Annotated in this window: 26 protein-coding genes; 16 read left to right on the plus strand and 10 right to left on the minus strand. The window is 71.6% G+C overall.

Annotated elements, in window-relative coordinates:
• Positions 1 to 235: 235 nt before the first annotated feature.
• The gene (locus R6Y94_RS23850) at positions 236 to 1,189 is read right to left on the minus strand and encodes an ArsR/SmtB family transcription factor (RefSeq protein WP_318395100.1); all 954 of its coding nucleotides are present in this window, start codon (positions 1,187 to 1,189) and stop codon (positions 236 to 238) included.
• 123 nt (positions 1,190 to 1,312) lie between these two features.
• Between R6Y94_RS23850 and R6Y94_RS23855 the strand changes: the two genes are divergently transcribed.
• The 6 genes from R6Y94_RS23855 (at position 1,313) to nrfD (ending at position 9,172) form a co-directional block, all read left to right on the plus strand.
• The gene (locus R6Y94_RS23855; RefSeq protein ID WP_318395101.1) at positions 1,313 to 2,131 is read left to right on the plus strand and encodes an isocitrate lyase/phosphoenolpyruvate mutase family protein; all 819 of its coding nucleotides are present in this window, start codon (positions 1,313 to 1,315) and stop codon (positions 2,129 to 2,131) included.
• A 100-nt stretch (positions 2,132 to 2,231) separates the two neighbouring features.
• A complete protein-coding gene (locus tag R6Y94_RS23860) occupies positions 2,232 to 3,278 on the plus strand; it encodes a glutathione S-transferase family protein (RefSeq protein WP_318395102.1) in 1,047 nt (348 codons plus the stop codon).
• 258 nt (positions 3,279 to 3,536) lie between these two features.
• Complete coding sequence (locus R6Y94_RS23865) at positions 3,537 to 3,827, plus strand: hypothetical protein (protein WP_318395103.1); 291 nt, start codon at positions 3,537 to 3,539, stop codon at positions 3,825 to 3,827.
• Positions 3,828 to 3,889: 62 nt separating this feature from the next.
• Positions 3,890 to 7,177 carry a formate dehydrogenase gene (gene fdh / locus R6Y94_RS23870; RefSeq protein WP_318395104.1) on the plus strand — a complete coding sequence of 1,096 codons (3,288 nt, stop codon included), beginning with the start codon at positions 3,890 to 3,892 and terminating at the stop codon, positions 7,175 to 7,177.
• Positions 7,178 to 7,181: 4 nt separating this feature from the next.
• Positions 7,182 to 8,153, plus strand: a complete 972-nt coding sequence (locus R6Y94_RS23875) for a 4Fe-4S dicluster domain-containing protein (RefSeq protein ID WP_318395105.1) — start codon at positions 7,182 to 7,184, stop codon at positions 8,151 to 8,153.
• Complete coding sequence (gene nrfD, locus R6Y94_RS23880) at positions 8,150 to 9,172, plus strand: NrfD/PsrC family molybdoenzyme membrane anchor subunit (protein ID WP_318395106.1); 1,023 nt, start codon at positions 8,150 to 8,152, stop codon at positions 9,170 to 9,172. Before R6Y94_RS23875 ends, nrfD begins: the two co-directional genes overlap by 4 nt.
• Before the next feature lie 218 nt (positions 9,173 to 9,390).
• Here nrfD and R6Y94_RS23885 read toward each other — a convergent pair whose 3' ends face one another.
• Entirely contained in the window at positions 9,391 to 10,071 is a 681-nt protein-coding gene (locus tag R6Y94_RS23885; protein ID WP_318395107.1) for a TetR/AcrR family transcriptional regulator, read from the minus strand.
• A 247-nt stretch (positions 10,072 to 10,318) separates the two neighbouring features.
• Between R6Y94_RS23885 and R6Y94_RS23890 the strand changes: the two genes are divergently transcribed.
• On the plus strand, positions 10,319 to 10,522 hold the full coding sequence (locus tag R6Y94_RS23890) for a hypothetical protein (protein WP_130464110.1): 204 nt from the start codon (positions 10,319 to 10,321) through the stop codon (positions 10,520 to 10,522).
• A 34-nt stretch (positions 10,523 to 10,556) separates the two neighbouring features.
• Here R6Y94_RS23890 and R6Y94_RS23895 read toward each other — a convergent pair whose 3' ends face one another.
• The gene (locus tag R6Y94_RS23895; protein ID WP_318395108.1) at positions 10,557 to 10,781 is read right to left on the minus strand and encodes a hypothetical protein; all 225 of its coding nucleotides are present in this window, start codon (positions 10,779 to 10,781) and stop codon (positions 10,557 to 10,559) included.
• 141 nt (positions 10,782 to 10,922) lie between these two features.
• Between R6Y94_RS23895 and R6Y94_RS23900 the strand changes: the two genes are divergently transcribed.
• Both R6Y94_RS23900 and R6Y94_RS23905 read left to right on the plus strand, forming a co-directional pair.
• The gene (locus R6Y94_RS23900) at positions 10,923 to 12,017 is read left to right on the plus strand and encodes an ATP-dependent DNA ligase (RefSeq protein ID WP_318395109.1); all 1,095 of its coding nucleotides are present in this window, start codon (positions 10,923 to 10,925) and stop codon (positions 12,015 to 12,017) included.
• A 33-nt stretch (positions 12,018 to 12,050) separates the two neighbouring features.
• Positions 12,051 to 13,625, plus strand: a complete 1,575-nt coding sequence (locus R6Y94_RS23905; RefSeq protein ID WP_412102707.1) for an alpha/beta hydrolase — start codon at positions 12,051 to 12,053, stop codon at positions 13,623 to 13,625.
• Between the two features lie 466 nt (positions 13,626 to 14,091).
• On the opposite strand, the gene R6Y94_RS23910 is transcribed toward R6Y94_RS23905, so the two are convergent.
• Complete coding sequence (locus R6Y94_RS23910; RefSeq protein ID WP_318395110.1) at positions 14,092 to 15,216, minus strand: hypothetical protein; 1,125 nt, start codon at positions 15,214 to 15,216, stop codon at positions 14,092 to 14,094.
• Between the two features lie 122 nt (positions 15,217 to 15,338).
• Between R6Y94_RS23910 and R6Y94_RS23915 the strand changes: the two genes are divergently transcribed.
• The gene (locus tag R6Y94_RS23915; RefSeq protein ID WP_318395111.1) at positions 15,339 to 15,806 is read left to right on the plus strand and encodes a GNAT family N-acetyltransferase; all 468 of its coding nucleotides are present in this window, start codon (positions 15,339 to 15,341) and stop codon (positions 15,804 to 15,806) included.
• 94 nt (positions 15,807 to 15,900) lie between these two features.
• On the opposite strand, the gene R6Y94_RS23920 is transcribed toward R6Y94_RS23915, so the two are convergent.
• Positions 15,901 to 17,628: an alpha/beta hydrolase gene (locus tag R6Y94_RS23920; RefSeq protein ID WP_318395112.1), complete on the minus strand. Its 1,728-nt coding sequence runs from the start codon at positions 17,626 to 17,628 to the stop codon at positions 15,901 to 15,903.
• Positions 17,629 to 17,965: 337 nt separating this feature from the next.
• Here R6Y94_RS23920 and R6Y94_RS23925 point away from each other — a divergent pair, with 337 nt between their 5' ends.
• Both R6Y94_RS23925 and R6Y94_RS23930 read left to right on the plus strand, forming a co-directional pair.
• Complete coding sequence (locus R6Y94_RS23925) at positions 17,966 to 18,751, plus strand: helix-turn-helix transcriptional regulator (protein ID WP_318395113.1); 786 nt, start codon at positions 17,966 to 17,968, stop codon at positions 18,749 to 18,751.
• A complete protein-coding gene (locus R6Y94_RS23930) occupies positions 18,742 to 18,930 on the plus strand; it encodes a DUF397 domain-containing protein (protein ID WP_318395114.1) in 189 nt (62 codons plus the stop codon). The genes R6Y94_RS23925 and R6Y94_RS23930 overlap by 10 nt, the downstream gene beginning before the upstream one ends.
• A gap of 224 nt (positions 18,931 to 19,154) precedes the next feature.
• Here the strand turns inward: R6Y94_RS23930 and R6Y94_RS23935 are convergent, their stop codons facing one another.
• From R6Y94_RS23935 to R6Y94_RS23955, 5 genes are all read right to left on the minus strand, one after another.
• Entirely contained in the window at positions 19,155 to 19,787 is a 633-nt protein-coding gene (locus tag R6Y94_RS23935; RefSeq protein WP_318395115.1) for a hypothetical protein, read from the minus strand.
• The gene (locus tag R6Y94_RS23940) at positions 19,784 to 20,683 is read right to left on the minus strand and encodes an ABC transporter ATP-binding protein (protein ID WP_318395116.1); all 900 of its coding nucleotides are present in this window, start codon (positions 20,681 to 20,683) and stop codon (positions 19,784 to 19,786) included. The genes R6Y94_RS23935 and R6Y94_RS23940 overlap by 4 nt, the downstream gene beginning before the upstream one ends.
• The gene (locus R6Y94_RS23945) at positions 20,680 to 21,090 is read right to left on the minus strand and encodes a GntR family transcriptional regulator (RefSeq protein WP_318395117.1); all 411 of its coding nucleotides are present in this window, start codon (positions 21,088 to 21,090) and stop codon (positions 20,680 to 20,682) included. The genes R6Y94_RS23940 and R6Y94_RS23945 overlap by 4 nt, the downstream gene beginning before the upstream one ends.
• Before the next feature lie 307 nt (positions 21,091 to 21,397).
• On the minus strand, positions 21,398 to 22,429 hold the full coding sequence (gene ligD, locus R6Y94_RS23950) for a non-homologous end-joining DNA ligase (RefSeq protein ID WP_318395118.1): 1,032 nt from the start codon (positions 22,427 to 22,429) through the stop codon (positions 21,398 to 21,400).
• Between the two features lie 87 nt (positions 22,430 to 22,516).
• Positions 22,517 to 23,050: a hypothetical protein gene (locus R6Y94_RS23955; protein ID WP_318395119.1), complete on the minus strand. Its 534-nt coding sequence runs from the start codon at positions 23,048 to 23,050 to the stop codon at positions 22,517 to 22,519.
• Positions 23,051 to 23,183: 133 nt separating this feature from the next.
• Between R6Y94_RS23955 and msrB the strand changes: the two genes are divergently transcribed.
• From msrB to R6Y94_RS23975, 4 genes are all read left to right on the plus strand, one after another.
• On the plus strand, positions 23,184 to 23,612 hold the full coding sequence (gene msrB / locus R6Y94_RS23960) for a peptide-methionine (R)-S-oxide reductase MsrB (protein ID WP_318395120.1): 429 nt from the start codon (positions 23,184 to 23,186) through the stop codon (positions 23,610 to 23,612).
• Positions 23,613 to 23,648: 36 nt separating this feature from the next.
• The gene (locus R6Y94_RS23965; protein WP_318395121.1) at positions 23,649 to 23,909 is read left to right on the plus strand and encodes a Prokaryotic metallothionein; all 261 of its coding nucleotides are present in this window, start codon (positions 23,649 to 23,651) and stop codon (positions 23,907 to 23,909) included.
• Positions 23,910 to 24,006: 97 nt separating this feature from the next.
• Positions 24,007 to 24,510, plus strand: a complete 504-nt coding sequence (locus R6Y94_RS23970; protein WP_318395122.1) for a GNAT family N-acetyltransferase — start codon at positions 24,007 to 24,009, stop codon at positions 24,508 to 24,510.
• Positions 24,511 to 24,687: 177 nt separating this feature from the next.
• The gene (locus R6Y94_RS23975; RefSeq protein ID WP_318395123.1) at positions 24,688 to 26,211 is read left to right on the plus strand and encodes a hypothetical protein; all 1,524 of its coding nucleotides are present in this window, start codon (positions 24,688 to 24,690) and stop codon (positions 26,209 to 26,211) included.
• The last annotated feature ends 9 nt before the right edge of the window (positions 26,212 to 26,220 follow it).

The following is a 26,220-nucleotide window of genomic DNA, read 5'->3' on the forward strand; positions in this document are numbered from 1 at the left end:
TCGCGGACGTCTGCGTGTCGGTGCCCGCTCACCAACGAGGGAGGCGGTGCCTTGAGCGGCCCCGCAAGGCCCGCCCGACAGAGGTGGTACGTCCCTGCCGCCCGTGCCCGGGTGGTTAGCCCAAGCATCGGGGCCCTGCCGGACGTGGTGCCGGGAACAGTCGCGATCAGCCGGCCACCGAGAGCAGCGCCTCGGCGACCGTGGTACGGCTGTTCAGCACGGTCCGGCCGGTCCGCTACGTGGCCACCAGCCCGGCGGCCCGGAGCACGGCGAGGTGCTGCGACACGCCCCCGGCCGAGAGCCCGGTACGCCGGGCCAGTTCGGTGGTGGAGACCGGTGACCGCATCTCGGCGAGTACCCGGGCCCGGCCCCGGCCGAGCACCGCGGCCAGGCTGTCGGACGCCTGTCGGGGTGTTTCCCAGAGTGTGGCGATGCCCCGGGCCGGGTACGCGAGCTGCGGCGCCGGGCCGGCCGCGACGCTGAGCACCGACGGCCAGACGAAGACCGACGGGATCAGCACCAGTCCGTCCCCGTCCGGCACGTCGGCGGCGGTGCAGTGCTGCTGGGCGATCGCCAGTGTCTCCCCCTCCCACCGGACCTGCCGGTGCAGGTCGTTGAGGAGTCCGGCGGCGCCGTCGGCGGCCAGCCGTCGGGCCCGGTGATGCACCTCGGCGTCGAGCAGCAGCCGGATCCGGGCCCAGTCCGGGGCGAGCGCGATCCGCCAGTACCGGACGATCTCGTCGGCGAGCCGGCGCAGCCCGTCGGCCGGGTCGGCGTGCAGGTGCCGCACCGCCGGGGCGCCCCGGCCGGCGTAGCCGTCGAGGTCCGCCCGGACCGCCTCGACCGGGGTGGCCCGGAGCGTCGCGAGTTCGGTGTCCAGGTCCGGGTTCAGCCCCTGCGGTGCCGGGGTGAGGAAGTCGGGCAGATAGTGCGGCCCGGCCGGGATCAACTGCCAGAGCAGCCCGCCCCCGGCCGCCCCGGCACTGTCGACCGGGCCGGGGGAAGCACCGCCGGCGGGGATGAGGCCGGCGTCGACCAGCCGGGGGCGTACCCGGGTCACCCACGGCAGGTGCACGGCGTGGTCGCCGGCGTCGCGCAGAACCCGGACGCTGGTCGCGACCTCCCAGAGGCAGGAGACCGCGAACCGGATCCGGGCGACGGCACCGCCCGGCAGACCGATGGAAACCACGCCGACCCTTCGTTCCAGGCAGGCCCTTCGTCGCCAGGCCCGTCACGTTACTCGACAGGCCCGTCGTTTTAGCCAGAGCTGAAAGAATACGGCGCCCGGCGCGGGCGGCGGAGACTACCGGGCATGAGTGATCAACGCAGCCGCGCCGAGCTGTTCCGTTCCCTGCACATCCCGTCCGACCCGATCGTCCTGGTCAACGCGTGGGACGCGGCGAGTGCCCGGATAGTGGAGGCCGCCGGCGCCCGAGCCGTCGCGACCACCAGTGCCGGGGTGGCGTGGAGCCTGGGCGCCCCGGACGGTGACGTCCTCGGCCGGGAACTGGCCACCGAACTCGTCGGACGGGTCGCCGGCGCGGTCTCGGTGCCGGTCACCGCCGACATCGAGTCCGGTTTCGGGACCACCCCCGAGCGGGTCGCCGAGACCGTCCGCGCGGTGCTGGCCGCCGGTGCGGTCGGGGTCAACCTGGAGGACGCGGCGCCGGGCGGCGGCCCGGGGTTGCGCGAGGCCGCCGACCAGTCCGGCCGGCTGGCCGCCGCCCGGGCCGTCGCGGACGGGGTCGGGGTGCCGCTGTACGTCAACGCCCGGGTCGACACCTTCCTGCGCGGTGCCGGCGGGCTGCCGGAGACTCTCGACCGGGCAGCCGCCTACCTGCGGGCCGGTGCCGACGGGATCTTCGTGCCCGGAGTGGTCGATCCGGCGACGGTGGCGGCACTGGTCGCCGGCATCCCGGCACCGGTCAACATCCTCGCCGGGCCCGGTGCGCCGACCGTGCCCGACCTCGCAAAGCTCGGGGTGGCCCGGATCAGCCTCGGCTCGGCGGTCGCCGAGGCCGCGTACGCGGTCGTCCGGCGGGCCGCCGAGGAGGCGTACGGGTCGGGCGGTTACGACGCCCTCGCCGGCGCCCTGGACTACGGGTCGGTCAACGAGCTGATGCGCCGCTGACTCCGGCGCGGACGCCTGCCGAGGCGCATCCGGCTGGCGATCGCCGGGTCCGGGGCGTTCCGGCGGTGGATCCGAGGCAAGTTTGGGGAACGATAGCGGAATGTCGAACACCGCAGAGGGCAGCAGCACCACCGAGGGCAGCTACGTCAACCGGGGTGGGGAGTTCACCCGGGACCAGCGCTACATCGCCACCCGGATCACCGCTGACGGGCGGGACGGCTATCCGGTGGAACCCGGCCGGTACCGGCTCGTGGTGAGCCGGGCCTGCCCGTGGGCCAACCGGGTGGTCATCGTCCGCCGGCTGCTCGGGCTGGAGGATGTGCTGTCGATGGGTATCGCCGGGCCGACCCACGACGCCCGGAGCTGGACCTTCGACCTCGACCCCGGCGGCCGGGACCCGGTGCTCGGCATCGAGCGGCTCCAGGAGGCGTTCTTCGCCCGGTTCCCGGGGTACGAGCGCGGGATCACCGTGCCGGCGATCGTGGACGTACCGACCGGGCAGGTGGTGACGAACGACTTCGCCCAGATCACCCTCGACCTGTCGACGCAGTGGCGGGCGTACCACCGGACCGGTGCGCCGGACCTCTATCCGGAGGCGCTGCGGGAGGAGATCGACGAGGTGAACGCGGTCGTCTTCGCCGACGTCAACAACGGGGTGTACCGGTGCGGTTTCGCCGGCAGCCAGCCGGCGTACGAGAAGGCGTACCGGCGGCTCTTCGACCGGCTGGACTGGCTGTCGGCCCGGCTGGAGGGGCAACGCTATCTGGTCGGGGACAGCATCACCGAGGCGGACATCCGGCTGTTCACCACGCTGGTCCGGTTCGACGCGGTCTACCACGGGCACTTCAAGTGCAACCGGCAGAAGCTGACCGAGCAACCGGTGCTGTGGGCGTACGCCCGGGATCTGTTCAGCACGCCCGGGTTCGGCGACACCATCGACTTCGACCACATCAAGCGGCACTACTACGAGGTGCACCGGGACATCAACCCGACCGGGATCGTGCCGCTCGGGCCGGACCTGCGCAACTGGCTGGACCCGCACGGCCGGGAGGCGCTCGGCGGCCGCCCGTTCGGGGACGGCACCCCGCCACCACCTCCGCGCGCCGACGAGACCGTACCGGCCGGGCACACCCCGCTGGCGGGCTGACCGGGCACGCAGGGCTGACCGGGCACGCAGGGCTGACCGGGCACGCAGGGCTGACCGGGCACGCAGGGCTGACCGGGCACGCAGGGCCGCTTCCCGTCCGACGGTGACGGGGAGCGGCCCTGCGTCATGTCGGCCACCACCCGTCGCGGTGCGGAGAGCGCAAACCGGCTCCGGCGACCTGGGCGAAATGAGAGGCTTGTCGGTGGTTGGCGGTCGATCGGTCGCTGACGGTCGGCACGGCGAGCGGGGGGCGGCGGCGTGGCGAGCAAGGAGAGCGTGCTGCACCTGGTCGGCCTGGGCCGGAGCTACCAGGAGATCGGCGCCGAGTTGGGCATCCCGGCCGGGCAGGCGTACCTGGTCGGCACCGGGATCCCGGCCGACGGCGGCGGCACGGTGACCCGGGCACAACGGCAGCGCCCCGGCGTCCTGCCGTCCCGCACCCAGGTCCTGGTGAATCCGCGCGAGATCAACCCGATGTCGTCGCGGCAGGTACACGACTGGATGCGGGATCGGGCCCGGGCCGACGGGCTGGGTCGACCGGACCGGTGACGAACCGGCCGCCGCCCGCGGGAAGTGCCGGCGGTGGCGGCCCTCGACGACAGGAGGCGCAGGTGCGCGGTCTACCGATCGGCTCGTGGCCGGTCTGGCGCCAGCTCACCGGTCCGGACCGGGCCGGCCGGGCGGCGTCGGTGAAGTCGCGGCACAGCGCCGACCTGCGCGCCCGTACCGCCGGCGCCGACCGGGTGGTCAAGTCGGTCTGCCCGTACTGCGCGGTCGGCTGTGCGCAGAACGTCTACGTCTCCGACGACCGGGTGGTGCAGATCGAGGGGGATCCCGACTCGCCGGTGAGCCGGGGGCGGCTCTGCCCGAAGGGCGCCGCCTCGCTGCAACTGACCACCGACTCGGGCCGACTGGACAAGGTGCGCTACCGGCCGCCGTACGCCACCGAGTGGCAGGACCTCGACCTCGACACCGCGATGGAGATGATCGCCGAGCGGGTGATCCGGACCCGGCGGGAGACCTGGCAGGAGGAGCACGAGGGCGTCAGGGTGGCCCGGACGATGGGCATCGCCAGCCTCGGCGGCGCCACCCTGGACAACGAGGAGAACTACCTGATCAAGAAGCTGCTCACCGCGCTCGGGGTGATCCAGGTGGAGAACCAGGCCCGGGTCTGCCACAGCTCCACGGTGATCGGCCTCGGTACGTCGTTCGGGCGCGGCGGTGCGACCACCTTCATGCAGGATCTCCAGCACGCCGACTGCATCGTGATCGAGGGCTCCAACTTCGCCGAGGCGCACCCGGTGGGCTTCCAGTGGGTGCTGGCGGCGAAGGCCCGGGGCGCCACGGTGATCCACGTCGACCCCCGGTTCACCCGGACCAGCGCACTGGCCGACCTGTACGTGCCGATCCGGGCCGGCACCGACGTCGCGTTCCTCGGCGGGATCATCAACCACGTCCTGACCGAGGAGAAGGACTTCCGGGAGTACGTGCTGGCGTACACGAACGCCTCGACCATCGTCGACGAGCGGTTCCGGGACACCGAGGACCTGGACGGGCTCTTCTCCGGCTTCGACCCGGACAGCCACACCTACCGCGAGGAGAGCTGGCAGTACGAGGGCGTGCAACTGGTCTCGGCGACCGGCGAGCGGGACAGCCAGTTCGAGGCGCGGGTGGCGGCCGGGCGCAGCCTCCAGGACGACCCGAGGCGGTCGGCGGAGCACGACGGGCACGGCGCCGGCCGGGCCGAGAAGTTCGGCTCCGGCAGCGCCGCCCTGGACGGCCAGCCCCGCCAGGACCCGACCCTGTCCGACCCGCGCTGCGTCTACCAGATCCTCAAGCGGCACTTCGCCCGCTACACCCCGGAGATGGTGGAACGGATCTGCGGCATCCCGCCGGAGGTCTTCACGCAGGTGTGCCGGCACCTGGTCGACAACTCCGGCCCCGAGCGGACCAGCGAGTTCGTCTACGCGGTCGGCTGGACCCAGCACAGCGACGGCTCCCAGTTCATCCGCTCGGCCAGCATTCTGCAACTGTTGCTCGGCAACATCGGCCGGCCCGGCGGCGGCATCCAGGCGCTGCGCGGGCACGCCAGCATCCAGGGCTCGACCGACGTGCCGACGCTGTTCAACCTGCTGCCCGGCTACATCCCGATGCCGCACGCGCACAAGACCCAGACCCTGGCCGACTTCATCATCGCCGACGCCGCCCGCAAGGGGTTCTGGGCGAACATGCGGGCCTACACGGTCAGCCTGCTGAAGGCGTGGTGGGGGGCGGCGGCCGGGCCGGAGAACGACTTCTGCTTCGGCTACCTGCCCCGGCTGACCGGCAGCCACTCGCACTACGACACGGTGCTGGAGCAGCTCGGCGGCACCTGCAAGGGCTACTTCCTGCTCGGCGAGAACCCGGCGGTCGGCTCGGCCAACTCCCGGATGCAGCGGCTCGGCATGGCCAAGCTGGACTGGCTGGTCGTCCGGGACCTCAGCATGATCGAGAGCGCCACCTGGTGGAAGGACGGGCCGGAGATCGCCTCCGGCGAACTCGTCACCGAACAGATCGGCACCGAGGTCTTCGTGCTGCCGGCGGCGGCGCACACCGAGAAGGACGGCAGCTTCACCAACACCAACCGGCTGCTCCAGTGGCACCACCAGGCGGTCGAGCCGGCCGGCGACCGGCGCAGCGACCTGTGGTTCATGTACCACCTGGGCCGGATCATCCGGCAGAAGCTGGCCGGCTCGACCGATCCGAAAGACCGGCCGATCCTCGATCTGACCTGGGACTACCCGACACTCGGCCGGACCGCGGAACCGGACGCCGAGGCGGTGCTCGCCGAGATCAACGGCTGGAACGCCGACGGACGGCCACTGTCGACGTACACCGAACTCACCGACGACGGGTCGACGGTCTGCGGCTGCTGGATCTACTGCGGGGTGTACTCCGACGGGCTCAACCAGGCCGCCCGGCGCAAGCCGGCCGAGGAGCAGAGCTGGGTCTCCCCCGAGTGGGCCTGGGCCTGGCCGGCGAACCGGCGGCTGCTCTACAACCGGGCCTCGGCCCGGCCGGACGGGCGGCCGTGGAGCGAGCGCAAGAAGTACGTCTGGTGGGACGCCGACGCCGGCCGGTGGACCGGCTACGACGTACCGGACTTCGAGCCGACCAAGGCGCCGGACTACGTGCCGCCGGAGGGCGCCCGGGGCGTCGCCGCGCTGCGCGGCACCGACCCGTTCATCATGCAGGCCGACGGGCTCGGCTGGCTCTTCGCGCCGACCGGGGTCTCCGACGGCCCGCTGCCCACCCACTACGAACCGCAGGACTCCCCTGTGGACAACCCGCTCTACGGCCAGCAGCGCAACCCGGCCCGGCTGCTCCGGCCGCACGAGCAGAACAGGTACCACCCGAACGGGTCGCAGCGCGGGGCGCAGACCTTCCCGTACGTGGTGACCACCTACCGGCTCACCGAGCACTTCACCGCGGGCGGGATGAGCCGGCACACCCCGTACCTGGCGGAGTTGCAGCCGGAGTTCTTCTGCGAGGTATCCCCCGAACTGGCCGCCGAACGCGGGCTGGTGCACTGTGGCTGGGCCACCATCGTCACCGCCCGCAACGCCATCGAGGCCCGGGTGCTGGTGACCGAGCGGGTCGCTCCGCTACGCGTCGACGGGCGGGTGGTGCACCAGATCGGCCTGCCGTTCCACTGGGGACCGAACGGCTACAGCCGGGGCGACGCGGCCAACGAACTCACCTCGATCTCGCTGGACCCGAACTCGCACATCCAGGAGAGCAAGGCGTTCTCCGCCGACATCCGCCCCGGGCGGCGGCCGCGCGGGCCGGAGCGGGTGGCGCTGGTCCGGGACTACCAGCGGCGGGCCGGGATCACCGTCGCGACCGGAACGGAGGTGTGAGCGGATGGCTCCCGACCTGCGCGAGGCGACCGGGGACCGGCGCGATCCGGCCACCGCCGGCGGGTACGCCGAACCGCCGGACCGGGTCGGCTTCTTCACCGACACCAGCGTCTGCATCGGCTGCAAGGCGTGCGAGGTGGCCTGCAAGGAGTGGAACGCGATCCCCGAGGACGGGCTGGCCTTCACCGGCATGTCGTACGACAACACCGGCCAGCTCGACGCGAACAGCTGGCGGCACGTCGCCTTCGTCGAGCAGCCGCGCCGGCTCGGCCGGCAGGACGCGCAGCTCGCCCCGGCCGAGGTCCCCGCCGGGCTGCGCCGGGCCGCCGGTGGCCGGACTGCGGTCTCGCTCGGCATGCCCGGCTCGGCACCGCCGGACGGGCACGTCGACGCCGTGCCCGGGATGGACTTCCGCTGGCTGATGTCCTCCGACGTGTGCAAGCACTGCACGCACGCCGCCTGCCTGGACGTCTGCCCGACCGGCTCGCTGTTCCGCACCGAGTTCGGCACCGTGGTGGTGCAGCAGGACATCTGCAACGGCTGCGGCTACTGCGTACCGGCCTGCCCGTTCGGCGTGCTCGACGTACGCGAGGGAGACGGGCGGGTCTGGAAGTGCACCCTCTGCTACGACCGGCTCTCGGTCGGCCAGGAACCGGCCTGCGCCAAGAGCTGCCCGACCGACTCGATCCAGTTCGGCGAGCTCTCCGAGCTGCGGGCCCGAGCCGCCGCCCGGGTGTCGGACCTGCACGACGCCGGGGTGGACAGCGCCCGGCTCTACGGCGCCGACCCGTACGACGGGGTAGGCGGGGCCGGCGCGTTCTTCCTGCTGCTCGACGAGCCCGAGGTGTACGGGCTGCCGCCCGACCCGGTGGTCACCACCCGGGACCTGCCGGCGATGTGGCGCCGGACCGGACTGGTCGCCGTCGGGCTGCTGGCCGCACTGGTCGCCGTGTCAGTTCCGGGAGCACGCCGATGACCCACACCGACGTACGCCTCGACACCGCAGCCGACCTGCCGGTGGAGCGGGACGCGCTGATCGGCTCCGCCGGCCGCCCGGGGCGGCGGCAGCGCGGCGAGCGGCTGATGGTGCCGAGGGCCGAGTTCCGGTCGTACTACGGCCGGCCGGTGCTGAAGCCGCCGACCTGGGAGGCGGCGGACATCGGCGGCTATCTCTTCCTCGGCGGGCTGGCCGGCGCCTCGTCCACCCTGGCCGCCACCGCCGACCTCACCGGCCGGCCGGGACTGGCCCGCGGCCTCAAGGCCGGTGCCGCGGTCGCGCTGGCCGGCTCGCTCTACTCCCTGGTGCACGACCTCGGCCGCCCGGAGCGGTTCCTGCACATGCTGCGGGTGGTCAAGGTGACCTCGCCGATGAGCGTCGGCTCCTGGCTGCTCGCCGGGTACGGCCCGTTGGCGCTGCTCGCCGCCGGCAGCGCGGTCACCGGCCGGCTGCCCCGGCTCGGCCGGCTCGGCACGCTCGGCGCGGCCGCGCTCGGGCCGGCCGTCGCGTCGTACACCGCGACGCTCTTCGCGGACACGGCCGTGCCGGTCTGGCACGACGGGTACCGGGAACTCCCGGTGCTCTTCGCGGGTTCGTCGGCGGCCTCGGCCGGTGCGCTGGGGCTGCTGGCCGCCCCCGGTCCGGAGGGCGGGCCGGCCCGCCGTGCCGCAGTGCTCGGCGCCGCCACCGAACTGGCGGCGGCGTACCGGATGGAGCGCCGGCTCGGCATGGTGGCCGAGCCGATGCGGCAGGGCCTGGCCGGCGGGTTGCTGCGGGCCGGCAAGCTGCTCTGCGGGGCGGGTGCGCTGGCGGCCGGCGCCGGGCGCGGCCGGGCGGTGACGGCGACCGGCGCGGCGGTGCTACTGGCCGGCTCGATCTGCCTCCGGTTCGGGATCTTCCAGGCCGGGGTGGCCTCGGCCCGGGATCCGAAGTACACCGTGGAGCCGCAGCGGGAACGGTTGGTGGCCCGCACCGGCAGGCGGGAGCGCCGATCGTGAGAGCCGTGGCCAGACTCCTGCCGTTCGCCGGCATCGTGCTCGGCACCTGCGCGGCGGCCATCCTCGCCGGGAGGCGGACACCGTCGACGGGTCGGCGCGGTCGCCGTCGCTGACCGGGCCCTGCCGGCCGCCGCGACCGGCGGTGGATCCGGCGGGCGCGGGCGGGGCGGCCGAGCTGCCCGCCGCGCTGCGCCGCGCCGCCGCCGGGCGGATCCCGGTCAGGCGTGACCGGTGTCCGGGGCGCCGGTCTCCGAGATGCCGGCCGTCGCGAACAGTATGGTCCGGACGGCCCGGTAGAGGTCCTGCCGGCTCTGCTCGCTCCCCGGCGGCGGCGCGGTGAGCGAACCGGCGCCGCAGAGGCGGTCGAAGAGCAGCCCGTCCACGCAGGCGACGAGGTGGTTGCCACTCCGCTCCGGATCTGCTGCTCCGGCCTGGGCGAGCAGCGCGCGGGCCTGGTTCCGGGACGCGATGCCGTACGACAGGATCTCCAGCAGTTCGGGGTGGTGGGTGGCCTCCAGCAGGCAGGCGTACCGGGCCAGCGTCCGGGTACGCCCGGCGGTCAGCCAGTGGTCGAGCAGTCCGGCTATCCGACCGGCAAGCTGGTCGAGTTCCCGGGGTCCGAGCTGCTGCTTGCCCTCGCCGGGCAGCACGGCCGATCCGGTCATCGCCTCGGTGGGCAGCTCGGTGGCTTCGAAGTCGGCGCGGTCGAGGTCGGCGAGGCGGCGTACGACCGCCTCGACGAGCGCCTTGCGGGTCCGGAAGTACACCGAGGTGGAGCCGAGCGGCAGTCCGGCCCGGGCGTCCACCGCCCGGTGCGTCAGCCCCCGCATGCCCAGCTCCGCCACCAGTTCGATCGCGGCGTCGGTGATGACGGCGAACCGGTCCGGCCGTGCGGTCACCCGCGGCTCCCTCCAGTGGGCTTTTCTACGCCTGTAGTATGCCCTTCTACAGGCGCAGAAGAACCAGTTCCCGTCGCAATAGCAGAAAAAGCCCCGCATCCGACGCGAGATGAATCGGCCATTCACCTACATTCACGCAACTACGTTTCTGTGATCCGTGCCCGAACGTCCTGATTAGCCCATAATGCAACACAGACCGCTGGGGCATCCGGCCCAAAGCGGCACAAAAGGAGCGAGAGGCCCGATCGTGAAGCTCACTTTCATTCGTAAGACCGCGCAATCCCAGATCAACAACTGCCCGTCGCTGTACCGCACGGACCGTGACACCTTCATCGTGCAGGGCTGGCGCGTCTCCGACCCGGAGGCGCTGGCCCAGCTCGACATTCCGGCGCACGAAACCGCGGTGGAGGTCCCGGCCGACGTACTGGCCGAGATCGCGAAAGCGCTCTAGTACCGCGACGACCCCGATACAGACGCAGATCGGTTCACGAGGCCCGGCCGGCCGGACGTTCGCGGAGGTCGGCCAGGGTCACCGGGGTACGGGCCAGCAGCAGCCGCTCCAGCGCCGCGATCGTGCCCACCTCGCCGAGTACGTCCACCCCGCCGACGTCCGGGCGATAGCGGTACGCCAGCCGGTAGAGGTATCTCCCGGCGATCCGCTCGACACTCACCTGCCACCGGCCGCAGCAGACGCACACCCAGCCCCGCATCCGGCGAAGATAGCTCTGACCTGCTAAAACGTCTCACTCGCGGTGGTCGACTCGGGGCTGCTGAGCCGGATGTGACCCCTGGGACCTCCGGTACGGGCACGGGGCACCCCGGCCCGGCGCCCATCTGGTTGACTTGGCCGGGTGGAACTGCCGATCAACCCGCCGGTCGAGCCGATGCTGGCGAAGAGCGTGCCGAAGATCCCCACCGGGCCCGGGATGAGCTACGAGCCGAAGTGGGACGGCTTCCGCTGCATCGTCTTCCGCGACGGTGACGAGGTCGAGCTGGCCAGCCGGGGCGGCAAGACGATGACCCGCTACTTCCCCGAGGTGGTGGCGCAGGCCCGGGCGCAGTTGCCGACCCGGTGCGCGGTCGACGGCGAGCTGATCGTCATTCGCCGGGACGGCCCGGACGGCGAGCCCAAGCTCGACTTCGACCTGCTCAGCCAACGCATCCACCCGGCCGCGTCCCGGGTCAACATGCTGGCCGAGACGACCCCGGCCGACCTGGTCGCCTTCGACCTGCTCGCCGTCGGCGACGAGTTGCTGGTCGACCAGCCCTACGAGCGGCGCCGGGCCCGGCTCGTCGAGGAGCTGCGCGGCGTAGTACCCCCGGTGCACGTCACCCAGACCACCACCGACCCGGAGACGGCGGCCCGGTGGTTCGAGATCTTCGAGGGGGCCGGGCTGGACGGGCTGGTCGCCAAGCCGGCCGACATCCCGTACGAGCCGGGCAAGCGGCTCATGTTCAAGGTCAAGCACACCCGTACCGCCGACGTGGTGGTCGCCGGCTTCCGCTGGCACAAGTCCGGCCCGGTGGTCGGCTCGCTGCTGCTCGGCCTCTACGACGAGGCGGGGACACTGCACCACGTCGGCGTGTCGGCGTCGTTCAGCGCCGCCCGCAGGGCCGAGCTGCTGGACGAGTTGGCGCCGTACCGCGAGGGCGTCAAGGAGCACCCGTGGGTGCACGGCGACCACACCAGCGGGCAACGCATCCCAGGCGGGCCGAGCCGGTGGTCCGGCACCAAGAGCCTGGAGTGGGAGCCGCTCCGGCCGGAGCTGGTGGCAGAGGTCGGCTACGACGCGATGGAGGGGGACAGGTTCCGGCACACCGCCCAGTTCGTCCGCTGGCGGCCCGACCGGGAGCCGGCCTCCTGCGGGTACGACCAACTCGACCGCCCGATCCGGTTCGACGTCGACCAGGTGCTCCGCGGCGACCCGCTCGCCCCCGGCGCGTAGCCTGACGGTCGATACGATCACGGAGGATTTCTCTTGGCCCGCTCGCATCTTCGCCGGCTGCCCCTGGCCGGTCTCCTGGCCGTCGTGATGCTCGTCGCCGGCTGCACCATCCCGATTTTCCGGCCCGACGACGAGAGCGAGCGCGGTGGCCCGGCCGCCGCGTCGAAGGGTGCCGGCGCCACGGACTGGAAACCCTGTCCGGAGGTGCCGCGCAAGCTCGTCGGCCGAGGCGCGCCCAACATGCGGTACGACTGCGCCACCATCGGGGTACCCGCGGACTGGAGCACCGCCGGCGGCACCGGCGCGGGCGGCGACAAGCTGGAGATCTCGCTGCTGCGGATCCGTTCCACCAAGCAGCAGGACCGGATCGGTTCGCTGCTGATCAACCCGGGCGGGCCGGGCGGTTCCGGCGTCGACTCGGCGGTCTACCTGTCGTTCGGGGCCGGCTTCGGCGGGCTCCCCGACGAGGTGACCCGGCGGTTCGACATCATCGGCTTCGACCCCCGGGGCGTGGGCCGCTCCTCCCCCGTCAAGTGCGTCTCCGACGCCGACCTGGACAGCACCTTCGGCTTCGAGCCGGATCCGGAGAGCCAGGCGGAGTTCGACGAGCTGGTGGCGCTGAACCGGAAGATCGGTGACACCTGCGGCAGCAAGTACGGCGAGCGGCTCCGGCTCTACTCCACCGAGCAGGCCGCGCACGACATGGATGCCATCCGGGCCGCCGTCGGCGACGAGAAGCTGAGCTACCTCGGATACTCCTACGGCACCCTGCTCGGCGCGACGTACGCCCAGCTCTTTCCGCGTAACGTCCGGGCGCTGGTGCTCGACGGCGCGATCGACCCGGAGCAGGACATCGTGGCCGGCTCGGAGAGCCAGGCCAAGGGCTTCGAGCGCGCCTTCAGCAACTTCACCACCTGGTGCCGGGAGACACCGGGCCGCTGCCCGATCGCCCCGGACGCCCGAGGTGCGGTGACGGAGGCGCTGGAGAAGGCCCGGGTCTCCCCGGTACGCGGCGAGGGTGGCCGGGAGGCGACCGCCGGCTGGATCTTCTACGCGGTGATCTCCTCGCTCTACACCGAGGCCGGCTGGCAGAAGCTCGCCGCCGCGATCGACTCGCTCGCCGACGGGGACCCGAAGGAGGTCTTCGAACTCGCCGACTCGTACGCCGAGCGGGCCGAGGACGGCAGCTACACCAACCTCTTCGACGCCAACCTCTCGGTGAACTGCGCCGACGAGGAGAAGAGGGTCGGCCTCGACCGGATCCGGTCGTTGCAGTCGGAGTGGCGCAAGAAGTACCCGCTGTTCGGCGCCCCGCTCGCGGTGGGCATGCTGAGCTGCGAGTTCTGGCCAGGCCAGCGGGACCCGTACCCGACCGGCCCGGCGACCGGCGCCCCGCCGATCGTGGTCGTCGGCACCACCGGCGACCCGGCCACGCCCTACGAGCAGACGCCGAAGCTGGCCGAGATGCTCGACGTCGGCGTGGTGCTGACCTGGCAGGGCGAGGGGCACACCGCCTATCCGCAGACCCGCTGCATCAGCAACGCGGTCGACGGCTACCTGATCGACCTCAAGCCACCGAGCGCCGGCACCACCTGCCCGGCCCGGTGAAGTCCCCCCGCTGACGCCCGGCGCTCCGTCGGGCGCTGCCAGCGTCGGGCGCTGCCGGCGTCCGGCGCTCCCGACCTCGGACGCTGCCCGGCGCTTGCCGACGATCGGCGCGCGGGTGGCGAGCGGTTGGCGACCAGCCCGCCTGGCGCCCGGCCGGCGACGCCGGCCGGGCATAACCTCCGTCGCCGACTGTCGAGCTGGGTGCACAGCCGGGGCAGACGTCCGGAGGAGCGGGGAACGACGTCGGCGACGAACGGCGAGGGACGCCGCCCGGGTGGTACCCAGGCTCGGGCTCCCCTCGCCTCGGCATCCTCGCCGAGTCACGGCTTGGGGTCCGCACCCAGTCGCCTACCCGATGGGTGCACAGGCGGGGCAGCTCTACAGTCTGCTGGACGAACGTCCCTGGCTCGGCGGTTCGCGCGCGGCATCCCGCGCCGCCACGCAGTGCGGCGTCCCGCCAGCCGCCTCAGTCCGCGGTCCTGAAACCGGCGAATGCGCGCAGCCGCAGCTTGCGCCCCACCGTCTCGGCCAGCCACCTGTGATAGCCGTTCTGCGGATCCAGGCTGGCCCGAACCACCTCGCACCACTCCTCGCGGTCGAGTACCGCGAGGATCCGGCCCGCGAGTTCTTCCCGTTGCCCCGCGGAGCAGCTCACCCACTCGTCTGTCGTCCGGTCCGTCAGGTACGCGGCGATGGTCACGGCCGCGATGTACCGGTTCAGGATCGGCCGCTGCCGGCCGAGATGCCTGGCGTACCCGTCGAGCGCCAGCCTGGCCGACGGATACCGGTCGAGGGTGAGTCCCTGGCCCCAGCACTGGGTCATGGTCCCCAGCAACTGGCCGCTCTGGTCGATCAACTCGTCGTCCGCGTCCTCCGCGCCGATCGCCTCGTGCAGGTGGGCCGCCTCGGCCGCCTTGCCGGCGTAGTAGCCCTCCAGGACGTCGCCGTCACAGGTCCGGCGCAGCAGCCAGCCCCGTACCGCGGTTCTGTGGGCCAGCGGGCAGAGCGCCTCGACCAGGTAGACCCTGCCCCATCCGGTCATCCGACCGGCGAGCCAGAGCAGCGCCTCGTCGCCACCGTCGCGGGTACGTCGCCGTAGTGCGTCGGCAGCCAACGGGCCGAACGTGTCGGACAGCAGTGCGATGGTCCGGATCAGCGGAATGTCGTCAGGTGTCCGGTCGGTCGCCAGCAGGGCCAGCCCGACGAGAGCGCCACGTCGATCGGTGGCATGCCGTACCAGCCAACGGCCGGTACGGCGCACGCGTTCCCGCTCGGCTCGCAGGGCCGCGGCGGCGATGTGGTCGTTGCGGTGGATGGGAACGTCGACCTCGCGGAACGCTCCGGCGAGTTCGCTCGGCGGGGCACCGTCCATCACGAAGTGTGCGTCCAGGACGGCGGCGGCCGCCATGCCCTGATGACGCCGATCGTCCGGCGGATCCGGCTCAGGACGCTGACGCTCCAGATCCTCGTCCGGATAGGGACGCCCGTCCTCGGGCAGGGGCGAGTCCGGGTGCTGACGATGCAGCCGCCGGGCGTGGTCGAAGAGGGTGACCCGGGGTCCGAGCGGTCCAGGCTCGGGCGTCTCGCTCACCGGCGGACGGAGGACTCGATTCTTTCGATCATGACCGGGATGATGCCAGGACGCTGCGCCGCCAGGCAAGCCGGCCGCCGAGTCGACCGGGGTGACAATGGCCGATGTGCCAGGCTGAGGGCATGAGTGAGCTGATCTTCCGGACCGCCCGCCGGGACGACGTACCGGCGATCGTCGCGATGCTGCTCGACGACGAGGTGACCGCGAGCCGGGAACCGGCGGAGCCGACCGGCGAAGAGGTCGACGCCGCCTACTGGGCCGGGTTCGAGGCGGTCGACGCCGACCCGCGCAACGAGCTGATCCTCGCCGAACTCGACGGCGAGCCGGTCGGCACGATGCAGCTCACCTTCATCCCCGGAGTGAGCCGGCGCGGCGCCGAACGGATGCAGATCGAGGCGGTCCGGGTCCGCTCCGATCTGCGCGGCGGTGGGATCGGCCGGCGGATGATGACCTGGGCGGTGGACCAGGCCCGGGAACGCAACTGCCGGCTGGTCCAATTGACCACCGACAAACGGCGTACGGAGGCGCACCGGTTCTATGCCTCGCTGGGATTCGCAGCCAGCCACGAGGGCATGAAGCTGGCGCTCTGACGCCGACCGACCGTCGGTACGAGTCGCTGACGGCGGCGTGCGGCGCTGGTCGCCCCGTGGCCACCGGATCGGGCCACGGGGCGACCGTGCGAGGTCAGCGGACGGGCCGGTCCGAGTTGACCAGAGCGATCCGCTCCCGCACCTGTTCGCGCAGCTCGGTCAGGCTCTCGGCCGACAGCCGCGCCGGCGAGTCGAGCTTCCGGCTGTCCCGCTTCACCGGGCCGGCGACCGGGTACACCTCGGCCTCACCCGGCAGCGGCACGCCGGGACAGGTCACATTGGACGGGCGCGAGTTGCGCAGCAGGAAGACGTTGACCATCCCGTCGACACACGGGTTGCCGTTCAGCGCGTACTGCCCGTGGAAGGTGGCGTCGTCGATCGAGACCATGCTGACCCCCGGTGCCGCGCGGACCGCCGCCCGCGCCTGCTCGTAGCCGGTCTGCGGGTCGAACTCGGCCTGGACGACCAGGATCTTCGAGGCGGCCGACGCGGGGAGGTTCGGCAGGGTCTGCCGGGGCGCGTCGGACCAGAATCCACACGGCTCGGAGAGCCCGTACGCCCAACCGAACAGCGGGTAGCGGGGGCCCTGCCGGTCGCTGAGCTTCCGGTACCAGGTGGCGGAGCGGGTGGGCTGGTCGCCGCAGGCCACGGAAACCCGGGTACCGGGGAACGTCACGTAGTCCTCGGGGACCTCGGCCGCGATCCGCCGCACCGTCAGCTCCGCGAGCGGCACGCCGTACTCCGCCCGGGCCAGCGCGTCCAGCTCGGTGCGCAGGGCCTCCGGCAGCCCGGTTTCGGGAGTGTCACCGTTCATCTCCTGTGCCGCCAGCGTGAAGACCAGGGTGGCGAGAAGCCATTGGAGCTGGCCGCCCATGCCGACGAAAAGGGCGTCGTAGTTGTCACCGGCGATCCCCAGGGTCTTGGCGTACTCGCGGGCCTGCTCCCAGGTCCGCGCCGCCTCGGCCGGGGTGCCGCCGACGATCTCGGGGAACTGCCGCGCCGTCCACGGCAGGTAGACGTCGTCGAGCTGCCGCTGCCCGATCATCGGGAACGCCTCGAAGGCGGCCTGGAGCCGGCCCTGCCAGTTGACGCTGGAGTCGAGCACCATCTTGCCGGCACTGGCCGGGAAGAGTGAGGCGTACTTCGCACCCAGCCAGGTGCCGTAGGAGTAGCCGACATAGTTGAGAGTGGAGTCGCCCAGCAGTTGCCGGATGAGTTCCATGTCGTGCGCGGTCTGCCAGGTGGTGATGAACGGGGTCAACGCCTTGCTCTGGCAGGCTTCGGCGATGGCCCGGGGTGCCTTCTGGTGCTCGGCGATGCTCTCCGGGGACCGGTCCCGGGCGTCTAGGTCGGTCCGGGTCGAGAGTCGGCCGGTCGGGATCTCACAGACCAGTCCGAGCTGGTCCGGGGCGGTCCCGCCCTCATGGCCGGTGCCGCGCGGGTCCATGCCGATGAAGTCGTACCGCTCGTTCACGGTCGGCTGGAGCGCGGCCAGGGCCCCGGCCAGGGAGCTGCCCTGGCCTCCCGGTCCGCCCGGGTTGGTGAGGATGGCGCCGAGGCGTTCGCCGGTGGCCTTCGCCCGGCTGATCGAAACCTGTAGGTCGACGCCCGCGTCGGGCGCCGCCCAGTCGCGGGGGACGGTGACCAGGGCGCACTCCGACGGGCGGGCCTGCTCCGGCGGCGTGAACAGGCAGGCACCCCAGCTCAGTTCCTGGTCGAGGTAGCGGTCGAACGGGCTGGCGGCCCGGGCCACTACCGGGGTCGCGACCAGCGCGAGGACCAGGATCGCCGGTGTCACCACACTTCTGACGATGCGGCGCACGGTACTCCCTCCAGTAGGAATCGGATGAAGGGAGCGTAGCCGGTGTTTTCCGGGCCGGTGCCCACCATTGGGGTGAACTCGCGTCCGCCGGCCTCATCCCTCAGGCCTAATCCCATCCTCGCCTAGCGGATCGCGACGACGATCGCAAGAGCGTCGCCTTGCTCGATCATGGACCTCCGTTGCTCACTCATCTCCCATCGCATCGGCTCCCGGCGATTCGGTGTTTACAGCACAATCACCACCTCATAGGGTCGGCAGTCCAACGAGGACGGTCTCGCGTGCCGGAGATCGGAACTGCGCCGATATCCCCAATCGAGAGTGAGCGATCGTGGGCAGCATGTCTGAGTTCCTGATCACTGAACTGCGGATCTTACGGACGTCACGTGGCCTGAGTCAGGAAGACTTCGGAAAGGCGATCAAGTATTCCGGCAGCCACGTCTCGTCGGTGGAGACCGGTCAACGCCCGCCCACCGAGGAATACCTCGAGGCGGTCGACCGAGTCTTCGAGACCGGCGGCCTCTTCAGCCGGCTACTGGTGCGGATCAACACGCTGGAAGTCGTGCACGTCTGGCTCCGGCCGTGGATCGAGGTCGAACGGGACGCCATCGTGCTGAAGTCCTACGAGCCGTTGGTGATCCCGGGCTTGCTTCAGACCGAGGCATACGCCCGGTCGCTGCTCAGCACCGGCACCCTGCCGGCGGGACAACTCGACCCGCAGGTGCGCGCTCGGATCGACCGTCAGCAGGTGCTCGGCCAGGACAACCCCCCGCTACTCTTCGCCGTGATCGACGAGACCGTGTTGCGCCGGGCCGTCGGCGGCGCGGCGGTGATGCGAGAGCAACTCGACCACCTGCTGATGGCGTCCGAGCGACCGAACGTGAATATCCATATAGTCCCCGCCAGCACCGGGGCGTACGTTGGACTGAACGGCGCGTTCGTGATCGCCACGCTGCCGGACAGCCGGGAACTGGCCTATCTGGATCATCAGCTTGAGGGACTGGTTTCGGAGCGGCCAAACGACATCCTGCCCGTCCGGGAGGCGTGGGAAAAGGTGCGCGGCGTTGCGCTACCCGTCCAGCAGTCCATCGAGTTGATCAGGGAAGTGGCGAAGACATGGACATGAGCGTCGCCCGTTGGCGCAAGTCGAGCCGTTCCAGCGCCAACGCCGGCAATTGCGTGGAGGTGGCCGACAACCTGCCGGGTCGGGTACTGGTCCGGGACAGTAAGGATCGGGAGGGCCCGGTGCTGGCCTTCGAGTACAACGCTTGGCGGTCCTTCGTGGCCGAGGTACCCCGGATCTGATCCAGCCGGAGTGGTTCCACCGATCCGCCTGATACCACCGAGTCATCATGATGACTCGGTGGTATCAGCAGCGGAAGGAATGTGCCCGGCCGGGCCGGCGAACGTCTCCCGACCGGGCGGCCCGCCAGCCGTCCCGGAACCCCGTCACTCCGCGGGACAGGAGTCGGGCTGCCCCGGGTGAGGGCGGTGGCCGGTGGGGCCGCGCCTCGGCCTGCGCGCTTCGGTCAGGGGCGGCGTTGCACCGCCAGGAAGGTGACGGTCGTGAGCGCGACCGCGACGATCAGGTATATGGCCGCCTCGGCGAGCTGCAGTTGCCAGTAGGTCATAGTGGCGCTCTCGCGCAGTGCGCGGGCTCCGCCCAGTTGCACGATGCCCAGTATCGGGACGCTGATGGCCATGGCGATGTGGGTGTTGCGGGTCAGCGCACCGAGTGCCGCGCCCAGGGCGAGGGCGAACAGGACCCGGGCGAACGGGACGAGGTCGTGGGATTCGTAGTAGAACCAGTGCATCGGATCGGCGGCGGTTGTGGGTAGTGCCCAGCTGACGATGGCGGTGACCGCTGTCGCTGCGGCCAGCGCTCCGGCTGCGGCGACCGTTAGCCTGGCGGCGAGCCACCGGGTACGGGGTTGGCTTTGGGTCCAGGCGAGGCGGTGCGTGCCGTGTTCGATGTCGCGTGCCACCAGCGGTACGCCCCAGAACATGCAGACTCCGATGGTCAGGTAGCCGGCGAACAGTTGAGTGATCGTGGTGAACTCGGTATCGAAGTGCGCTGCGGTGGCCAAGGCGCCGTAGATGGCGGTCAGGACAGCGGCGGCGGTGAAGGGGAAACGCTGCTGGCGCCAGGCGAGCCAGATCATGCGGCCTCCGTCTCGGTTCTGGCGAGGATGGGTGCTGGCATCCACGAGGCGTCCGGGTTACGGAGGTAGGCCAGGACGAGTTCCTCCAGGGCGGGTGCCTGGCCGCTGCTGCGGGCGTCGGCGGGATCCCCACGTACGAGTGCGGTGGCCTGGCGGGCGGTGGCGCTCAGGTGCACGGGCGGGACGGGGGCATTGCGCAGTTGCGCGGCGAGTTCGGCGGGCCCGGTGACGATTCGGTGGGCTTCGATGAGTTCGTCGAAGCTGCCAGCCAGTTGCAGCCGGCCCCTGTTGAGCAGCAGCAGGTAGTCGCAGGTGTCGACAAGGTCGGTCAGGATGTGTGACGACAGCACGACGGTGGCCCCGGTATCGGAGACGGCGGCCATCATCGCGCCCATCACCTCCTGACGGGCCAGCGGGTCGAGGTCGGCCAGCGGCTCGTCGAGGATGAGCAGTTCGGCGCGCTTGCCCAGGGCGAGCGTCAGCGCGACCAGGGTACGTTGCCCGCCGGACAAGTGGCCGACCTTCCTGTCCAAGGGAATTCGGTAGGCGTCGAGCCGGGCTCGGGCCGAGGCGTTGTCGAAGCCGGGGTTGGTTGCCCGTCCGAAGCGGAGGATCTCTTCGACGGTGAAGGTCGCGAACAGCGGCTTGTCCTGCGCCACGAACGCAACCCGGGCCAGATCCTGGCCCTGCTGGCTGAGCCTGCGGCCGGCGACGCGTACCTCACCCACGGTGGGTGTGAGTAGGCCCGCCGCCAAGTGCAGCAACGTGCTCTTGCCCGCGCCGTTCGGTCCTACCAGGGCGGTCACCGTCCCGGACGGTACCGCCAGGGTGCAGTCACGCAGCGCCCACGTCCGGCCGTATCGCTTGCCCAGGCCGGTGGTCTCCAACGCGTTCATGACTGCTGTCCCGCCTGCCGTGGTGCCGCAGGTTCGCCCTCGGCCAGTGCCGCCTCGAAGACCGCGCGCATGTCGTCATCGTCCAAGCCCGCGTCACGTGCTGCGGTGACCCACGAATCGAGCTGGTTGCGGATCGCCGGGTCCTGCGCCGCGCGCCGCACGGACAGCGACGCGAGGACGAAGGTGCCCACGCCCGGCCGGGAGAGCACCACACCGTCGCGTTCCAGCTCTCGATACGCCTTGTGCACCGTGTTCTGGTTGATACCCAACGCGGCCACCACCTCCCTCGCCGTCGGGAGCTGATCGCCTTCCTGCAGCCAGCCCAGCCGCACCGCCTGTCGTACCTGCTGAACCAGCTGCAGGTACGGGGTGACGCCGGACCGGCGGTCCAGTCGGAACGTGATCACGCCTACTCCCATTCTGCTACACTGCTAGCAGAATAACAGTATGGCAGGTCGCAGCAGAGAGGCCCCTTCCATGACCCAGACCGGACGTCAGATCCGCCGCCGCTTCGGCAGCCGAGGCGTGCTCACCGCTGTGGCGGTGTTCGCCGCCGCCGTCATCACAGGTGTCATCGCCCTCATCGCCTGACACTCGTTCACCGGGGCGTCTTCGCCTCCGCCGCCCAGGGGATGCACCGGCGCCCCGCCCGAGCGTGGCGGGGACCTGCCCGTGGCGCAGCTAGTTCGGCCTTGTCGGCCTACGCTCGCCCGCTCACTCCTTGCGGTCGCGGTCCCGGGACGGCTGTACCCGCTTCGGCTCCCCCGGCATTTTCGGATGGTCCGGCGGATAGGGCAGGTCGCCCGAGCCGTCCCGGTCGTCCCGGTCGGCCCACTCCAGCAGCGGGGAGATGTCCCACGGCGCGTCGTCGATGCCGGCGTGCGGATCGCCGATCTTCGCCACCCGCTCCGGCACCGTCTTCAGGTCGAAGTCGTCCGGCTCCACGTCCGGCAGCTCGTCCCAGCTGACCGGGGTGGAGACGGTGGCCCGGGCGTTGGCCCGCAGCGAGTAGGCGCAGGCGATCGTCCGGTCCCGGGCCATCTGGTTGTAGTCGATGAAGACCTTCTCGCCGCGCTGCTCCTTCCACCACGAGGTGGTGACCAGGTCGGGGCGGCGCCGCTCGACCTCCCGAGCGAACGCGATCACCGCCCGGCGCACCTCGGTGAAGGTCCAGCGGGGCGCGATCCGCAGATAGACGTGCACGCCCCGGCCGCCGGAGGTCTTCGGCCAGCCGGTCGCGCCCAGCTCGTCCAGCAGCCCGCGCACCTCGCCGGCCGCCTCCACCGCGTCGGCGAAGTCGGTGCCGGGCTGCGGGTCGAGGTCGATCCGCAGTTCGTCGGGGCGGTCGACGTCGGTGCCCCGGACCGGCCAGGGATGGAAGACCACCGTACCCATCTGGGCCGCCCAGGCGACGTGCGCCAGGTCGGCCGGGCACAGCTCGTCAGCGCTCCGGCCGCTCGGAAACTGGATCTTCGCAGTCTGGATCCAGGGCGGCACGCCCCGCGCCGGCACCCGCTTCTGGTAGAACATCTCCCCCTCGATGCCCTCCGGGAAGCGCTGCAACGCCGTCGGCCGGTTGCCCAGGGCGCGCATGATCCCGTCGCCGACCGCGAGGTAGTAGTCGAACATGTCCTTCTTGGTGAACCCGCGACGAGGGAAGTAGACCCGGTCCGGGCTGCTCAGCCGTACCGTGTGCCCGGCCACCTCGACCTCGACGGGCTTCGCCTTCGCGCTGCCACCAGCCATGGGCCGACCCTATGCCACCGCTCCGACACAGGTGACCCGACACGGAGACGCCGCCCGCCGCCACGGCCGGACAGCCGCCACGGCCGCTCAGGCCAGGGGTCGCGCCTCCCGCTCCCGGCTGCCGTGCCGGTGCGCCTCCCAGACCTGGCAGATCAGCACGAGCTTCTGCTCGAACCGGGGATCCCGGTCCAGCGGGCCGCCGTCGTACGGAGCATGCAGCCGCAGCGGCCCGGCGTCGCCGAGGTAGACGGCGACGACGGTACGACCCCGGCGGCGCTCCGCCCGGACGTCGACCACCCGCTGCCAGGCCACGAAGGCGTACCCCCCGTACGCCCGGCCCCGCAGCCCCGCCTCGTCCAGCCGGACCCGGGCCCGGAGCCGGTCGGCGGCGCCGCAGAGCACCCCGAGCGGTAACGGGGCCAGCACGGCGACCCAGACCAGTTCGGAGAGTTCCCGATGCCCGGGCAGCGCGCTGGCGATCACGATCACGGCGCCGCTGCCCAGACCACCCCAGCGCAGCCCCCGGACCACCGCCTGCCGCCAGGTCAGCCGGAACTCGGCCAGCACCGGCCGGTGCTCGCGTCGCCGTCGCTCTCCGCCCGGCCCGGTGGCCGCCCGCATGTCCTGTCAACGACTCGGTCGCCGGGCGGTGATTAATCAGTTGTTTCTCGCTGTTTTCCGATGATTCTGCGGTGCTCGGCCGCCCCGACGAGGCGCTTAGCCGCCCGACGATCTCCGCCGTACCGTTGGGGGTATGGCTGACAACAGCGTCCGGGACGACCAGGCAGGCAAGCTGCCCACCACCGAGGAGGAGTGGCGGGTCCGGCTCACTCCGGAGGAGTTCAGGGTGCTCCGCCAGGCGGGCACGGAACGCGCGTGGACCGGCGAGTACGTGGACACCAAGACCGCCGGCACCTACCACTGTCGGGCCTGCGGGGCGGAACTCTTCTCCAGCGACACCAAGTTCGACTCGCACTGCGGCTGGCCGAGCTTCGACCAGGCACTGCCCGGCGCGATCCGCTACCTGGAGGACCGCTCGCTCGGCATGGTCCGGATCGAGGTGCGCTGCGCCAACTGCGACTCCCATCTCGGGCACCGCTTCGACGGCGAGGGCTTCACCCCGACCAACGCGCGGTACTGCATCAACTCGATCTCGGTGCGCCTCGACCCGTCGAGCACGTAGTATCACCGCAGATGCGGTGAAACGGGGGAATTCGACATGGCGACCTGCGAGGTCTGCGGCAACGACTACTGGATGGCGTTCGAGGTCCGCACCACCAGCGGGGACGTGCACACCTTCGACTCGTTCGAGTGCGCGGCGCACAAGCTCGCCCCGGTCTGCGAGCACTGCGGCATCCGGATCATGGGGCACGGTGTCGAGGTCTCCGGCCGGTTCTTCTGCTGCGGGCACTGCGCCCGGGTCGTCGAGGGCGAGCGCGGGGCGGAGATCCGGGACGCCGTCGGCGCCCGCCCGGCCTGATCCCGCACCCCAATCACGGCCTGACGCCGCACCGGGTCCCGACGCCGTCGGATCGCCCCGGCGGCAGCCCGCGCCGCCGCGCGCCTACCATCGCGGGATGCAGCAGTCGCAGACGCCACCGCGCCAGGCGGACCCCGCGGAGCGGGTCGAGCTCCGGGTCGCCTCGTTCGCCGACCTCGACACCCGGACCCTGCACGACCTGCTGAAGCTGCGGGTCGACGTCTTCGTGGTCGAGCAGGAGGCCGCCTATCCCGAACTCGACGGCCGGGACGTCGAGCCGGGCACCCGGCACCTGTGGCTGGCCCGGGGCGGCGTGCCGATCGCGTACCTGCGACTGCTCGCCGACCCGGGCGGGGTGGAGCGGATCGGCCGGGTGGTGGTGGCCCGGCAGGCCCGGGGCGGCGGGTACGCCGGACGACTGATGACCGAGGCGCTGGCCGTGGTCGGCTCCCGGCCCTGCGTACTCGACGCCCAGTCGCACCTGGTCGACTTCTACGCTCGCTACGGCTTCACCGTGAGCGGCCCGGAGTACGTCGAGGACGGCATCCCGCACGTGCCGATGCGCCGCGACCCGGCGGACCGGGCCGAGGCGGCGGACTAGTCTGCCTGGCCAGCCCAGACCGGCGGTTCGGACGGAACTGCCCGCCTATCGCGATCATTTGCCGGGGTTTGTGCCGGGCGGGGTTGCTGGCCCGACCGGGCCACCTCTAGCCTCCCGATCACCGCCGTGGAGATCTTGCCCCGGCGCCTTTCTACGTAACCCCCATGGAAGGTGTACATGCGCCCCCTCCTGCCCTTCGCCCGGATCGGCGTGGCCGTCGCCCTGGTCGCACTGACCACGGTCGCCGCCGCCACGCCGGCCAGCGCCGAGGAGCCCGACTCACCGTACGCCGCCGCGTGGCCGTCACTGCCGTTCGTGGTCAACGTCGCTCAGGACGCGACCAAGCCCAAGCCGGCCAAGCTCACCATCAACAACTACTCGCAGGTCGCGGCCCGCAACGTCTCCGTCAAGATCGACGTCTCCGGGCTGCCCGCCGCCATCACCGCCACGCTGCCCGGTAAGGACCAGGGCTGCGTCATCTCCGGCGCGGTGGCCACCTGCACGCTCGCGGAACTCGCGGCCGACACGGTGCACACCTACACCATCGGGCTCGCCCCCGGAAACCTCGACGAGACTCCGTGGAGCGGCACCATCACCGCCACCTCCCGCGGGGAGAACACCCAGGGCGAGGGCAGCACGGAGAGCATCGTCCAGGTCAGCGCCCCCGGCATCGACCTGGCAATCGGTCAGCTCGCCGACGTCGAACTGAAGGCCGGCGCCTCGACCAATGTGCCGATCTCGGCCCGCAACGAGGGCACCGTCGCCGCCGACGCGGTCGCCGTGGTGATCAGCACCACCCACCACCTGGAACTGCCCAACCCGTACGAGAACTGCCTTTACAGCCAGGACGACCTGGCGCTGACCTGCATTGTGGACGGAGCGGTCGGCCCGGACGAGACCTTCGAGATCGATCCCGCGACGCCGCTGCGGCTCAAGGTGGCCGACAAGGCTGCCGGCCCGGACACCTACGGTGCGTGGGCTGCCGTGCTGCCGCTGACCGACGAGGAGGCCGAGCAGCGGCTCAGCAAGGCGGAGAAGAGGTCGAGCGGCAAGCGGCTTCGGCTGGTCCCGACCAGCAGGGCGCTGCGTGCCCCGGCGGATGACCTGAACTACGACGACAACGAGACCAGCTTCACCGTGAAGGTGCCGCTGCACGAGGCGGACAGCGTCGCGATCGGGGCGACCGTCGACGGTGCTGTCGACGAGACCAGGTCTATCCGGGTCGGCATCCGCAACGACGGCCCGGCGAACACCCTCACCCCGGGCGAGGAGTGGTCGTCGTCGGCCGAGGTGGTCCTGCCCGCCGGCCTGTCGGTGCTCAAGGTCGACGAGAACTGCGAGCCGAACACCGACAACCCGAACGGTGAGGACCGGCGGGGCGTGGCGGACGGTCTGTCGTACCACTGCTGGCCGCCGGAAGAACTCCGCTCGGGTAAGACCTGGCTCTTCAACTTCACGGTCAAGATTGCCGGCGAGCCCGGTGCGGCCGGCTCGATCGTCGTCGACGGCGGCGTGCAGGACAAGAACACCGGCAACAACACCGCTCCGATCACCCTGGAGACCGGTGGCGCCGGCGGTGGCCTGCCGGTGACCGGTGCCCGGGCCGGGCTGGTCGCGCTCGGCGGCGCGCTGCTGCTCGCCGCCGGTGTGGTCGGCGTCGTCGTGGCCCGGCGCCGCCGGATCGTCACGGTCGTCGACTGACGCTTCCAG

The sequence above is a fragment of the Plantactinospora sp. KLBMP9567 genome (assembly GCF_033446045.1).
Classification (GTDB): domain Bacteria; phylum Actinomycetota; class Actinomycetes; order Mycobacteriales; family Micromonosporaceae; genus Plantactinospora.

Coding starts and splice junctions, on each gene's coding strand:
- R6Y94_RS23855 (WP_318395101.1), top strand. CDS start 1,313: ATGAGTGATCAACGCAGCCGCGCCGAGCTGTTCCGTTCCCTGCACATC.
- R6Y94_RS23860 (WP_318395102.1), top strand. CDS start 2,232: ATGTCGAACACCGCAGAGGGCAGCAGCACCACCGAGGGCAGCTACGTC.
- R6Y94_RS23875 (WP_318395105.1), top strand. CDS start 7,182: ATGGCTCCCGACCTGCGCGAGGCGACCGGGGACCGGCGCGATCCGGCC.
- nrfD (WP_318395106.1), top strand. CDS start 8,150: ATGACCCACACCGACGTACGCCTCGACACCGCAGCCGACCTGCCGGTG.
- R6Y94_RS23895 (WP_318395108.1), bottom strand. CDS start 10,781: ATGCGGGGCTGGGTGTGCGTCTGCTGCGGCCGGTGGCAGGTGAGTGTC.
- R6Y94_RS23915 (WP_318395111.1), top strand. CDS start 15,339: ATGAGTGAGCTGATCTTCCGGACCGCCCGCCGGGACGACGTACCGGCG.
- R6Y94_RS23925 (WP_318395113.1), top strand. CDS start 17,966: ATGTCTGAGTTCCTGATCACTGAACTGCGGATCTTACGGACGTCACGT.
- R6Y94_RS23930 (WP_318395114.1), top strand. CDS start 18,742: ATGGACATGAGCGTCGCCCGTTGGCGCAAGTCGAGCCGTTCCAGCGCC.
- R6Y94_RS23935 (WP_318395115.1), bottom strand. CDS start 19,787: ATGATCTGGCTCGCCTGGCGCCAGCAGCGTTTCCCCTTCACCGCCGCC.
- R6Y94_RS23940 (WP_318395116.1), bottom strand. CDS start 20,683: ATGAACGCGTTGGAGACCACCGGCCTGGGCAAGCGATACGGCCGGACG.
- ligD (WP_318395118.1), bottom strand. CDS start 22,429: ATGGCTGGTGGCAGCGCGAAGGCGAAGCCCGTCGAGGTCGAGGTGGCC.
- R6Y94_RS23955 (WP_318395119.1), bottom strand. CDS start 23,050: ATGCGGGCGGCCACCGGGCCGGGCGGAGAGCGACGGCGACGCGAGCAC.
- msrB (WP_318395120.1), top strand. CDS start 23,184: ATGGCTGACAACAGCGTCCGGGACGACCAGGCAGGCAAGCTGCCCACC.
- R6Y94_RS23965 (WP_318395121.1), top strand. CDS start 23,649: ATGGCGACCTGCGAGGTCTGCGGCAACGACTACTGGATGGCGTTCGAG.
- R6Y94_RS23970 (WP_318395122.1), top strand. CDS start 24,007: ATGCAGCAGTCGCAGACGCCACCGCGCCAGGCGGACCCCGCGGAGCGG.
- R6Y94_RS23975 (WP_318395123.1), top strand. CDS start 24,688: ATGCGCCCCCTCCTGCCCTTCGCCCGGATCGGCGTGGCCGTCGCCCTG.